9 protein-coding genes and 1 pseudogene are annotated in these 13,459 nt (G+C 43.5%); 3 read left to right on the top strand and 7 right to left on the bottom strand.

Annotation, left to right across the window (positions count from 1 at the left end; translation table 11 throughout):
* Positions 1–450 precede the first annotated feature (450 nt).
* On the bottom strand, positions 451–4,722 hold the full coding sequence (locus V7K30_RS15935; protein ID WP_335000767.1) for an ATP-binding protein: 4,272 nt from the start codon (positions 4,720–4,722) through the stop codon (positions 451–453).
* Between the two features lie 279 nt (positions 4,723–5,001).
* Entirely contained in the window at positions 5,002–5,235 is a 234-nt protein-coding gene (locus tag V7K30_RS15930; protein WP_335000765.1) for a helix-turn-helix domain-containing protein, read from the bottom strand.
* 546 nt (positions 5,236–5,781) lie between these two features.
* Between V7K30_RS15930 and V7K30_RS15925 the strand changes: the two genes are divergently transcribed.
* Both V7K30_RS15925 and V7K30_RS15920 read left to right on the top strand, forming a co-directional pair.
* Positions 5,782–6,141, top strand: coding sequence for a DUF1003 domain-containing protein (locus V7K30_RS15925; protein ID WP_335000763.1), 360 nt, complete (start codon positions 5,782–5,784; stop codon positions 6,139–6,141).
* Positions 6,142–6,498, top strand: a complete 357-nt coding sequence (locus V7K30_RS15920) for a hypothetical protein (protein WP_335000761.1) — start codon at positions 6,142–6,144, stop codon at positions 6,496–6,498. It begins immediately after the preceding gene.
* A gap of 217 nt (positions 6,499–6,715) precedes the next feature.
* On the opposite strand, the gene V7K30_RS15915 is transcribed toward V7K30_RS15920, so the two are convergent.
* The 3 genes and pseudogenes from V7K30_RS15915 to V7K30_RS15905 form a co-directional block, all read right to left on the bottom strand.
* Positions 6,716–7,642: a phosphodiester glycosidase family protein gene (locus V7K30_RS15915; RefSeq protein WP_335000759.1), complete on the bottom strand. Its 927-nt coding sequence runs from the start codon at positions 7,640–7,642 to the stop codon at positions 6,716–6,718.
* A gap of 83 nt (positions 7,643–7,725) precedes the next feature.
* Positions 7,726–8,979 carry a DUF4912 domain-containing protein gene (locus V7K30_RS15910; RefSeq protein WP_335000757.1) on the bottom strand — a complete coding sequence of 418 codons (1,254 nt, stop codon included), beginning with the start codon at positions 8,977–8,979 and terminating at the stop codon, positions 7,726–7,728.
* Between the two features lie 511 nt (positions 8,980–9,490).
* Positions 9,491–10,546: pseudogene (locus V7K30_RS15905) on the bottom strand (IS630 family transposase).
* A gap of 561 nt (positions 10,547–11,107) precedes the next feature.
* On the opposite strand from V7K30_RS15905, the gene V7K30_RS15900 reads away from it, so the two are divergent.
* A complete protein-coding gene (locus V7K30_RS15900) occupies positions 11,108–11,491 on the top strand; it encodes a nuclear transport factor 2 family protein (RefSeq protein ID WP_335000755.1) in 384 nt (127 codons plus the stop codon).
* 57 nt (positions 11,492–11,548) lie between these two features.
* Here the strand turns inward: V7K30_RS15900 and pyrR are convergent, their stop codons facing one another.
* Positions 11,549–12,085, bottom strand: a complete 537-nt coding sequence (gene pyrR, locus V7K30_RS15895) for a bifunctional pyr operon transcriptional regulator/uracil phosphoribosyltransferase PyrR (RefSeq protein ID WP_335000753.1) — start codon at positions 12,083–12,085, stop codon at positions 11,549–11,551.
* 103 nt (positions 12,086–12,188) lie between these two features.
* Positions 12,189–13,160, bottom strand: a complete 972-nt coding sequence (cbiB, locus tag V7K30_RS15890) for an adenosylcobinamide-phosphate synthase CbiB (protein WP_335000751.1) — start codon at positions 13,158–13,160, stop codon at positions 12,189–12,191.
* Positions 13,161–13,459: the final 299 nt, after the last annotated feature.

Here is a 13,459-nt window from a genome sequence, read left to right as displayed (position 1 = left end):
CGAATCATTGAGGAGCCGTGTGAAGCGAAAGTTTCATGCACGGTTTTGAAGACCAACGGGGTTGGTGACAACCTCGTTGAGTTTACTAGTGTCAAAGTGGAAGCCTCCTTGGTGTTCAAGGTGACATAAAGTTACCATAACCTAGAACAAGCTGAAACCTATATGGGGCGGTAGTTTTACTTTTTCGACTTCACCATGAATCAGTGACATGGAAAAGTTTTTTGCCAAAAAGCTAGGGTTTTTGCCCTATAAGGAGAACCAAGTTTTTAATTTTGGATAAAGTCGAGCTTAGAGAGAATGCATGATTTAAGTTGCAAACTGCTGTATACCCAGTCCCCAATCCCTTGCTATACGAACAAAAGGAAAACAATTAAAATGGCGCTGAGAATAATAGCGATCGCAATAGCGAATTCAACTCTGCGACTAAAAAATCCCATAGCAGCCGAACACTCAGCCATTTCCACTCCTGCCAATTAGGGTTGCAATTGCCTTGACTAACTCCTCTGGTTCGACAGGTTTGGACATATGCTTTTGAAACCCTGATTGGAGTGCTTGTTCCTGGTTGATTTCTCCTGCATAAGCAGTTAAAGCGATCGCAGGAATCTGTTTTCTTTGCTTTGCCTGCAATGCCTTAACTTGGCGTATCAGCATATAGCCATCTGTCTCTGGCATCCCAATATCACTGAGCAAAATATCTGGTTCTGACTCTGCCAATACTTGCAGTGCTTCTTTTGCTGATGCTACAGCAATTACCTTTGCTCCAGCCTGCTCTAGCACAAATGTGTGGAACTCACGGGTATCATCGTCATCGTCCACAACTAAGATTTGGATACCTGCAAGGATTTCAATATTAGGAGAAGCATTTAAGGCAGCAATGTTTATCTGTTGTTTTGGGGTTAACTCTTTTTTGATCAGCGGTAGCCTGACTGTGAAAATAGCTCCTTGCCCTTCACCTAAACTTTCTGCCCAAATCGTTCCACCATGTAGTTCTACTAGATGACGGACAATTGCTAACCCTAATCCCAAGCCACCAAATTTTCGGGTTATTGTGCTATCAGCCTGACAAAAATATTCAAAGACATGAGGGAGAAAATCAGGGCTGATCCCTTTGCCTGTGTCGCTGACGCTAATCTGAGCTTGAGTGTCAATGCGCTCTAGTTGAATATCAATTTTTCCTCCTTCAGGAGTGAATTTGACGGCATTCGATAAGAGATTCCAGAAAACTTGTTGTAAACGACCGGAATCACCCAAAACTGGCCCTAAAGAAGCATCCACTATTGTCTGAATTTGAATATCTTTAGCATCTGCTGCCAAACGTACTGTCTCCAATGCCCCCTCAATCACAAGCACTAAGTTGACGGGAAACATGTTGAGGTTGAGCTTGCCTTGTAAGATCCCAGAGACATCCAGCAAATCTTCAATTAGTTGAGCTTGTAATTTAGCATTCCGCTCAATGGTTGCAATAGCTTTCTTCAACCCTGCTGCGTCAAACTCACGAGTCTGTAAGAGTCTCGCCCAACCAAGAATGGGATTGAGAGGCGATCGCAATTCATGGGAAAGCACCGCCAGAAACTCATCCTTAATGCGGTTGGCTCTTTCGGCTTCAGTTCTGGCAGCTTGCTCAAGTTGCAGGAGGCGATCGCGTTCGGCTTCTGCTACTTTGCGTTCTGTAATGTCAATCACTGAGCCAATGTAACCTTTGAACTGACCGTCCACCCCAAACCAGGGATTAGCGGCATCAAAGCATGAGCGATACTCGCCGTCTTTGCGCCGCAAGCGGTACTCCAAACGGAAGACCTCGCAGCGCTCGTTAGCTGCCAGAAAAACATTCCTGGTGTAATTGCAATCCTCTGGATGCACGGCCTGCAACCAGCCAAATCCCAGACCTGTTTCCTCGCTCTGACCTGTAAAGTCGTACCAGCTTTTACTGAGATAGGTGCAATAGCTAGTGGCATCTGTTACCCAAACCATGAAGGGGGCATTGTCAGCCATGTTGCGGAACTGTTCTTCGCTTTGACGAAGTGCTTTCTCTGCCTGTTTGCGATCGCTAATCTCTGTAACAAAAATGCTTACTCCAAAAGCATTGGGGTAGACGCGATTTTCAAACCAGCGCTGCCAAGCGGGATAAAAGTATTCAAACTGAACAACGGTCTGTTGTGCGTAGGCGTAGCCCGTCGTAGACATCGCTCGATGAACCTGAGTATAAAACTCGCTTTTAACCACATCTGGAAAAACTTCCCAAACAATCCTACCTAGCAACTCTTCCTTTTGGATACCAACAACTTCTGCTACCCGGTCATTGACAAAGGTATAACGCCACTCCCGATCCAACACATAAAACTGGTCTTGGATGCCAGCTAGGACAGTCTCTAGGTGTGCTTTCGCCACCTCAGCTTCAATCCGCAGCCCTTGCTCGCGTTGCATTGCCTCATCGCGGAGACGAGCCATTTTTAGGGCTGCCTCTACTCGCGCCAACAATTCACGAGCAGAGAATGGTTTAATCAGATAATCATCGGCTCCTGCTTCTAACCCTTCCACCCGTGCCTCTTCCCCCGCCCGTGCCGACAACAGGATGATTGGAACTTTGCTCGTCTGCGGATCAGCTCGTAATTCTTGCAGCAGTCCAAAGCCATCTAATCCAGGCATCATTACATCTGTCAGTACCAAGTCTGGGACACGCCCACGAGCAGAATCCAAAGCAGCTAAACCGTCCGGCACTGATTCCACCTCATACTGCTGACTTAATAGCCGCTTAACATAATCGCGCATGTCTGCATTATCGTCAGCCAGGAGAATTCGGGGAATTGGGAATTGGGGATTGGGCATTGGGGATTGGGAAAACTCTTTCCTTGTTCCTTCCGCAGTTCCTAGTCCCCAGTCCCCAGTCCCCTCTTCGGGTAGCCAACGCAGGGCTTCTTCTAGATAGGGTGTTGCACCTAATGCGGTTGAAGCTAAGGTTCGAGGGGCACTAATTCGGTCTGGAGGCAAATGATCATATCCTGTTGGAATTGATACAGTAAAGCAACTGCCTGCTCCTAGAACACTGGTAACATAGACTGTTCCACCATGCATTTGCACCAATTCTTGCACCAGTGACAATCCAATTCCTGATCCTTCAAAAGTGCGTCCTTGCGCCCCTTTGACGCGGTGGAATCGTTCAAAAAGGTGGGGGATTTCTTCTGCTGGAATACCGATTCCTGTGTCTTTGACTGCGAACTCAATATGGTCATTTGACCACTGTAAGCTGACTGTAATTTCTCCACTCATGGTGAACTTAAATGCATTCGAGAGCAGGTTAAAAACAATCTTTTCCCACATCTGGTGATCTACATACACTGGTGCTGGAAGGGAAGGACAATTGACTGATAACTGCATCCCTGCCCGTTCTACCGTTGAACGAAATACACTAGCTAGTTCTGCGGTGAAGCTGGCAAGGTTGGTGGGTTCGTATGAGGCTTGAACCCGTCCGGCTTCAATGCGCGAGAAGTCTAGCAGGCTGTTGACCAGTTTCAGCAGGCGGAGTCCATTGCGTTGCACCATTTCTAACTGCTCTCGTTCGTTGGCTGGAAGCAGAGTGGCACAATTGGTTAAAATATCATCTAGTGGCCCCAACATCAGGGTAAGTGGGGTACGGAACTCGTGGCTGACGTTGCTGAAAAAGACCGTTTTAGCGCGATCAATTTCTGCCAAAGCTTGGGCGCGTTTGCGTTCTTCCTCGTAAGCTTGGGCGTTAGCGATGCTAGCTGCAATTTGAGCCGCAACTAAATCGATGAATCCTCTATAATTATCGTCGAATAGCCTGAAGGGGTTTAAACCAGCAACCAATATACCAGCTTTTCCTGTCTGACCGGATGGTGCAATCGGTACAGCGATCGCTTGATGGGGCGATCGCTGCCAAACACCTGTCGGCAAACTGCCAAAAGACACTTCCAAATCGGAAATCAGTTTTGCTTGATGCGTTTTGATCACTTCCGCAAAGGGCCAAACTGAATCAGAATCGAGAGCGACTCTTTCAGGAACTGCAACATGATTATGCCCAATGCCGCACGTTCCAGCCAGAAAAACTTGCTGCTGATCTGGATCAACCAGATAAATCATTGCGAAAGGGAGATCGTAAGGGTTACTCTCCAGACAACTCGCACTCCGCGTACAGGCTTCATCGAATGTCCGCGCGTCTGCCGTCCTAGCCGCTAGTTCGCGCAACAGTGCCAACTGACGCTCACCGATGATCCGCTGCGTATCGTCTGTGTTGGCGCAGATGATCCCACCTGTGTCGCCCTGGTCATTAGGAACCGGGCTATATGAAAAAGTGTAGTAGGTTTCTTCCGGGTAGCCGTTGCGCTCCATAATTAGCAGCAGCGCTTCGTCGTAAGTGCCCTCGTTCTTCAGCATCGCTGATTCTGCTCTAGGCCCAACCTGATCCCATATTTCCCGCCACACGTAGGAAGCTGGCTGCCCAAGTGCTTCTGGATGTTTGCCGCCAATAATAGCCTTGTAAGCGTCATTGTAAAGGTTAATCAGTTCCTCGCCCCACCAAACAAACATGGGTTGACGGGAAGTCAGCATAATCCGCACCGCAGTCTTCAAACTCTGTGGCCACTGCTGTGTTGGCCCAAGGGAAGTTTTTGACCAATCCCGTTCTCGCATCCTAGCACCCATTTCACCCCCGCCGAGAAGGAAATTTACGTCGGCGTTGCTTGCTGACGTTGACTCGTTCTTCATTAATTCCTCTCGATTGGTCATGCGTCGGTTACAGGCTACATCTGTGGTCGTCTTTTGGTTAAAATCCTCTCTAAATTAGACGTTTACGCTCCTAAACAGTCATTTTGGAGGATATTCAAGGGTATATACAGCGTTAAATCCCAACTTTGCTGTGACTTTTCAAAGCATTGAAATCGTCTTTTAGAGGCAAGTTGCTGTTTTGGCTATTTTCTATTGTCAGCTTTATATCGTCAATATTCCAAGCTACCAAGGCCGATTCTCATTCAGAACTCACAAAGCCTACTCCTCTTCTCGGAAGTATGTTGCCTTAATAATTTGACCACGTTCACCTAACTCATTGAGTAGACTACTAATTCGCTGTATTGCTAAAGGAGAAGGTGTTACACGTCCATTTTCCCAACGGTTAATTGTTGGGAAAGTGACACCAAACTCGCCAGCAAATTTTTCTTGAGACAGATTTAACTCTTGCCGCAGGGCACGAACTAGTTTGCCAATATTAGGTTGCTTCGGCACAAGTAGGCTTCCACTCTGAGGCATATAGATCAAAGTTTATAAAGCAGTATATATTGTCAATTTTTACGACAGAGTGTTCTTTTGCGTCTATTACTCCTGAGATAGAGATTGTTATCTCAAGTCAGAGCATCACAACTTTCTTCAATTCCTCATAAATTTAATTTATCGTTTTAAAAAATAAGACTATTTGATTTTATTCTCCAAGTCGCTTTATCCTGAAATCAGTAGAGATTTGAACTTTGAACAAATACAAGCTTTTGGCTAAGTAATTAACTCCCCAAATCTCTAGTGCTATCAAACTTAGGTGAAAAAGAGGTGCAACATGAATCCTGCCAAATCATCAATCAGCAACGTCAACACCCAAAAGCAACTGTTAGAAAAAGCTAATCAACACTTGGTCAACGAGTAGCTGATGCAATGGCAGCGAAAGTGGGGTCTTGGTCATTTTTAATTGGGCAGAGTACTGTTTTAGCCGCGTGGGTAGGATTGAACCTGACTCCTGGCGTGCCTCACTAGGATCAATCACCCTTCATTCTGCTCAACTTGGTGTTTTCCTTTGCCTCTGCTTACACTGCACCCATTGTTTTGATGAGTCAAAATCATGAATATGACCACCTGGTAAATTGTCAAGCTGCACAAAATATTGAATTGCTGCATGAAAAACTTGACACGCTACAAGCTCAACAAATACAAGAACTAACTCAAATTGTCAAACAACAACAGCAAGCACTCAATGAGATTAAAGCAAGTGTTTTGCCGACAATGAAAGAGCAACAGCAATTTATTAGTGAGATAAAAGTCGGTGTCTTGCCAGGATTCAAAGAGCAAACTAATGCTAAATTGCCTAAAGAAGTTTTAGTGTACCTACCTTTCAACTTTGATAAAACAAAAGAGGACAATAGCTAAATGCTAGAGCAGCAGATTGATTGCCCCACCAGACCCAAGACAAGTGCAATGATCATGAAACTTTTCCAAATCAGCCTAGTGATCTTAGTACTTTTGATCAACTTAGCAATTGCTTTCCCCTCTTGGGCAGAAAAAGCGCCTTCTTTAACTAGCAATCCTAACTACTTTCAAGTAGGGCAAAAAGTCATTTGGCTTTACAAAGCTCGTGCGGATTCTGGCGATGTCCAAAGAATTCCCGCTGAAGTAGTGCAGTTAAGTTCCAAGCAAGTGCAAATCAAGGTGTACAAACATAACAAGGAATTTGTTAATCGTTGGGTGAGTCCAAACAAGCTTGAGAATTCGCAAAAAGTTAAATAGTCAGTACTTTAAAATTTAGCCAGATGGAAGTAAATCTAATCCTAATCAGCGACAAAACTTTTTACTGGACAAAGTATTTTGATTTAGGGTGAAATACCAAAGATGTTTCTTCCAAAACGGGATGCTCCCAAGCTATCCAGTCTAGAGTAGCGTGTTGATGGCACAAAAGTCGATGTCTACGACAGGCATAGCTACAGCACTTAACTTCTAAACTATTTTATTTTTTGTAAATCAAAAAAACGGAACCAATTGGCCCAAGATTTTCTACATAAATTTTATGGTTATAATACAATCCTGGAGACATACCTCCATCAAATAATATCCCTTCTTGAATATTACCTAAACAGTTATTGCTAGCAATGCCTTCCAGAACATTATCAAACATATCTGGCAGTAACTCTTGATTAACTTGAGATAATTCAATATCTGAATTAGCTTTCAAGTCATTAACTAATAGTATTACATAGCCTTGATTAGTGATAGCTGCCAGAGAGCGATTAGTTGCATTCTTACAGGCAAATTCTCCCAAATCTTGACAAATATCTTTAAACTTACCCTGACGATAGAATCTGCCATTACCGCCTACTAAATTGTAATTCAGAATATCGCTCTTTCTTTTACCAGCCTGGATAGTAGCCTGTCGCTGGTTGGGTGTACCTGCTGATATCCCAAAGGAAGAACGTTTATTTTTAAATGCTCCTGAATACTCTACGCCACGAGAAACATTTAAGCCTTGTGGTTTATTATCAGTACCTATATAGTCGGCATTAATTGCGGCAATGGGTAGCTGTCCGTTTAATTTTGCATTTTCATCGGCAATGAGTTCATGAAACTGTTTTGGTACATATTCTTTACGCAGTTTCCCTCTAGCATCTTTGGCGTAGAGTTGATGAGATAGACCAAGATTAACTTTGAAATCTAATTCTGCTGATTTGGGATTAAAAATAATCACATTATTAATACCTCTTTGATTTTTTTTACCTTGATTATTGGTTTTAAAAAAATCAATACTGAACTTAGCATCTTTACCAGGGCAAGTTTTAGATGCTTTTGAGACTGAATTTGCTTCAATCTCTTTACAACCTGATAATAAGCTTGCACCAATTATCAAGATAAATAACGAAAATAATTTTTTTGTAGACATATAATGCAAAAAAACCGCTACAGAATTACTATAGCGGGGAATAATTTAAAATTTCAGTCTGGAGTTCATCTAAGAACCAAAACTTAAGGGAACCATTCTAAAACAGCTTCTTCTTTGGTGTTAGTATTTCGGGATGGTGTCTCACGATTAAATTTCATTTGAATTGACCGGGTTTGCTCACCATCAGCAGCTACAGCCAAAATCGGATAGTCAATTAAACCATCCTGGAAGGACATCTGGAAGCGGAATGTCCCATCTGCATTTAGCTTAATTGGACGGCCGCCAATGGTTACGGTAGCATCGGGTTCGGTTGCACCGTAGACTATCAACTCAGCATCGGCAATTAACCAGAACTGGCGTGGACGTACTGGTACGGCGGAAGCCGAGAAGCCAACACCTGACATTCCTGCACCGGAAGCAGTTAAGCCAGACACGGTGGGAGCTGCCCACAGACCCACACCAGATGGGAAAATGTAGGAGCTAATGGTTTGTTCAGGACGTTGCTGCTGGGAGCCGAAGATAGAACCAGCAACCCGTTGTGCTTCGGCAGATTCGGCTAAACCAAATATTTCGTCGTAGATGGGGTTGCTGTTGCCGTTGGTGTTGACATTCACACCAACATTGGCGGTAGTTGCGATCTTCTTGGCAGGGGGAACCAGTTCGTACTGAGTTTGACCACGCAAATCTTCTTCAAAGTTTACAGTGATGAAGACATCTTCAATCCAGTCAGAAGGATAGACGGGAGGAATGTGTACTTTAGTAGAACGAGCTAGTACCAACCAGCGACCATCAGCAGCACGATAGCCGATATCGATCACATAATCGCGATCGCTAACTGGAACTGGTAGATACCATTCTCTGGCTAGTTCATCAGCAGGATATTCTTGAATGCTGTGGGGGCTTTGGTATTCGATATTGATGTCGGTGACATCATAAATCCTTAGTGCGAGTTGTTGTCCCCCTTGTCGGCGCAGCTCCTCTTTATGTTCATTGGGAACATCCCAGTAAGTGTAAGCCCACTGAGGATCGCGCGGTAAGAGTACAATCCGGCTGTCACCATAGCCAGAGGGCAAATCTGCGAGTCCTTCATCAACATCAGCCAGAGATCCACCAGTCCGATCTTCCTGACCTAATTCAAACTTTGCTGCTTCCACGGTTTCCTGTGCCTCCAACGAACGAGATGGACTGAGCGAAGTTTTGCTGCGCTGGACTTCTTGTATTGATGCCAGCAGTTGTGATTTACGCATTCGGCTATAGCGAGAGATGCTATATTCGCTAGCAACTTTGCGTAGTTGGCGTAAGGTCATCTCCTCTAGTGGCGGGCGTTCTTTTGCCATTAATTTGGCCTCCAGTAGTTTAAGCGGTAAATGATTTCCCCTGGTTAAGGAATGCTATGTAAAATCTCATCCACTCCAGATGAATTTCTTATTCCTGACTCCTGGTTTTGCCCAGTTTTTAAGTTTTTTAGTCTTTTAAATTGAGGTCACTTCCTTGCAATTCCTTGTTATGCCAAAATCAGCATTTCTTTGGGATCGCAAGAGTTCTATTTGTTAAGTCAATATTAACCACTAAGCATATGTAGGGATCAAGTGGTTTAAACAGGTTTTTTGGTTGTTTTACGAATTTATCAGCCCTTCTGGGATCGATTTGTCATGCTTTCATAACATTTATAGCTAGTTACATGTTGAGCGATGGCAATAATATAAAATTTTCATGACATTAAGCTGTAGGTTGGCCAAAAACCGCAATCCCCAAAGAGAGGAGTAGGATTCAAAGGGGTTGGGCGTGGGGAATTGAACCCACAACTAAGTAAGTGGGCGGGAAAATTTATAACTATGTAACGAAAGTTTAACCAGAACGATTAGATTCAAATTTTACACGTTGTGTACTGTAGTTCCCTTTTTCGCCCCTAGCTTTAACGCCATCAATCACGGCGTAAGCGAGGTCTAACTCATCATCAAATATTTGCCCACATAGTTCATTTTTCTTCAGGTGTTGCCACTCCAATTCAATAGGGTTCATTTCGGAGCAATATTCGGGTAAAAAGAAAATGTACAAACCCATGTGTTCCCATTTTGACCATAGCTTTTGTACTTCTTTGCATCGGTGTATAGGCCCGTTATCCTGCACAATTACCTTAGTACGTCCCGTTCTTTGGGCATCAGCCGCTTCTTGCTCCATTATTTGGATATAAGACTTGCGGTTAACGCCTCCAATCACCAAGCCATAAACAAAACTGATCAAAGGTTGAAGAAACCCGATAATGCTTAGTCTGCGACCACGGCGTTTTGTTTGTTCCAAAGGTTTTTGCTCACCTCTAAAGTAATAGGTGTAGCCTGGTTCACTCCACAGACAAAACCCTGATTCATCTAAATACTTTAGGTCTATTTCTCCGGTAGCAGCAGCTAATTGCAACATATCTAAGTCTGCTTGCTTTTTTTCCCGTATTACAGGATTTTGTTTTCGTTTATGACAAATTCAAAGTTCGTTTCCAAATCACCCCCTTTTTTTGAGTACCCGTCTTAATCTGTCAGGACTCAATTGAATTTGGCGATCGCTAAGAAGTTTTTGAGCTAATTGAAGACTATTGTATGTGCGTGGTTCTTTTTTAAGGCATTCTTCTAAAAAAACTATATCTGATTCCTCCCATTTCGGTTTTCCCCCTCGACCGACTTTATCCCAGAGTCCTTCTAGACCGAGCTTTTCCCATTTATGTAAAACTTCTCTGACTGTTTGTGGAGTCCAGTTAAAATGGGCGGCTATTTTTTCAACGTACCAGCCATGTGCATTTAGCCTGATGATCTCTGCTCGATCTTTGACTTTCTGTGGTGCATCCGCAGTTCTTAAATTTAATAATGTTTTATCCTGATCACGAGTCAGAAATATTCTTAAACGAGCGCCCATGTGTTAGTCACCTCGGTAGATGCATTCTCCGTATTTACTTATCTTTACATACTTTGGTTTTTTCACGCCAACTTACTTATAGCGCTTCTGGGTTGAGTCCAATACAGACCTAACAAGAACAGGTCCAACACTTGTAGCGTTGGGGAGTAAGATTCAAAGCCTCTCTCCTTTTAGGCTAAGGTGTACACACATCTCTGTCACTCTTTAGACCTCTTGCATAAATCAAAAATTAAGAACCCCACCCCGCATTTGCTGACACAAACGCTCCCCTCCCGAAGAGCTCTTAGGGGTTGGGGGTGGGGTGTTAGGGACTTTTGCAAGAGGTCTTTTGGTTACTTGAAAGAGCAAATAAGATTCACCGCTCATTGGTGGAGTGAACATATACATCCTAACGACAGGAACAGGTAGCCAATTATTTCAAATTATCAGCACAGTCAAAAATAGTTAGGAGTTGGGCATTGGGAATTACTAATTTATTTGTCAAACTTGAGAGTTATAATTTAGTAACTCATAACTCCTGACTCATAAGTCCCACTTCTAAGTTTTAATATTTGATGACCCATGACGAAGGATGAAGTCTTAGCAGCTAATGCAGCTTTTTATCGAGCTTTTGAAAGAAAAGATATTGAGACAATGAGTGCAGTATGGTCACAAGGAACTGGTAGTTTTTGTATTCATCCTGGAAGTAATATACTGCGAGGTTGGAAGGAGATTCGCACCTCTTGGGAACAGATATTTAAAAATACCGCTTATATCGAAATAAACACAGATATAATTGCTACAGATGTAACTGATAATATTGCTTATGTTGTGCTGAGAGAAAATGTGTTCCAAGTAGTAGGTGGGAGAAGACTTGAAGCACAATCAACAGCTACAAATGTATTTCAATTTCTCGGCGGAAAGTGGTATTTAGTTCATCATCACGGTAGCCCAATTTTGCGGTAAGAAGAGAAGGAGATGAGGGAGATGAAGTGAATTTTTCAAACTCCCAACTCCCAACTCCTAATCTCCAATCAACTCCACTGCATCTCGTCCATCGGAATTTTGTAAGTAAACTTTGACAATTTCTTCTTTAGCAGTAGGCAACTTCTTACCAATAAAATCTGGGTGAATTGGTAATTCTCGATGGCCCCTGTCTACTAACACAGCTAAACGAATCACCTCTGGTCTACCGTATTCGTTGACTGCGTTCAAAGCCGCGCGAATCGTCCGTCCTTTGAAAATAACATCATCCACGAGTACAACCGTTTTCCCCGTAAGGTCAAAAGGAATTTCGCTTTTCGTTGGAGTCCGCAATCCAATTTTGTCAAGGTCATCTCGATAAAATGTAATATCCAAAGCGCCGACTGACACGGCTACACCTTCCAGCGTCTCAATTTGACGCGCCAACAATTCGGCTAATAACGCACCCCTGGTATAAATACCAAGAAGCACCAGTTGAGACAAATCACGCGTCCTTTCCACAATTTGAGAGGCAAGGCGAGTCAAGGTGCGACGGATTTCTTCTGATGAGAGAATTTCAACTACTTTGGCAGGCATAGCGACTGATAAGTTAGGAGTGATGAGTTAGGAGTGATGAGTTAAGAGTTAGAAGTTTTTATTCTTTACTCCTAACTCCTAACTCCTAACTTTATATTTATCATTACCTATTTGGGAGTATTAATAATATAGCGATCGCTATCCCTAACCATAACAAAAAACAATATCGAGTCAGCTGCAAAGCATTCTGAATAGAAGTTGCAGTAATGGGATAAATAGCATCTCCTAGCAGTGGTTTGTACTTAGCTACCCCGCGATACCAATTTGTACCCCCCATCTGCACACCCAAAAAAGCAGCATAGGCGCACTCACTCCAGCCAGAATTGGGACTAGGATCATTAATTGCATCCCGACGACAAATTCGCCAAACATGCATCGGTTTACCTGATAACAGCGCCAGAGTCAGGACTGTTAACCGACAAGGTAGCCAAGTCAAACAATCTTCCAACCGCGCACAGAACCATCCCAAATAAGTATAGGGTGCTTCTCGGTAGCCCACCATTGAATCAAGGGTACTGCTGGCTTTGTATGCTAAAGCCAAGGGAGTTGGCCCCACAACTGGCACAAAGACACCAACAATTGCATAAAAAAGCGGAGCCATTACCCCATCAGTGGCATTTTCTGCAACCGTTTCTAAAACGGCTCGTGAAATTTCTGCTTGTGAGAGGTTTTGTGTATCTCGACCAACGTAATTACTTAAAATTTTACGAGCTTTCTCCAAATCTCCTGCTATTAAAGGTTGTAAAACAGCCACCGCTGCCGCTCGTAAACTTCTGCCAGCAAAACAACTAGCCAAAAGAATGCTATCTATTGCAATTCCCAACAACGGATGAACCCATCTGGCACTTTGAATAATCAAAAAGCCAACAAGGCCGCTACCAATTATTAGGATAATGCCTAGTACTATTCCAGCTAGGCGTTGTGTTAGAGAATTTTGACATAATTGGAGAGAAAATTTGGTCAGGCGAGAAATTACCCACCCCATAACTTGCACTGGATGAGGCCAATCCCAAGGATCGCCAATTAAGTAATCTAAAAGTGCAGCAATTATTAAGATATAGATGCTATTAGTCATAAGTCACGAGTCAACCAATTTTGGATTTTAGATTTTGGATTTTGGATTGACCGTGCCAATTTTAGATTTTAGACTTCGTAGTGATCGTAGTGAGCGCTCAGTCGAACGATTTTAGATTTTTTGGTTCATCCCCCGTCCAAGCGTGGGCGGAACAAATCCAAAATCTGACGCTACGCACAGTCGCTCTAAGCGAAGCCATGCCGAAGGCTTTACGCTGCGCTATCAGCAGCCCAGTACCCGTACTTCTCTGCGAGACGCTAACGTGAACGTCCCGCTACGCTAAGGTGGTTGGGGTCAAT

Origin of the sequence: Nostoc sp. (assembly GCF_036917655.1) — a bacterium.
Taxonomy (GTDB): Bacteria; Cyanobacteriota; Cyanobacteriia; order Cyanobacteriales; family Nostocaceae; genus Nostoc.
The sequence above is the reverse complement of the archived record's forward strand: the minus strand, read 5'-3'. Positions and strand labels throughout refer to the sequence as shown.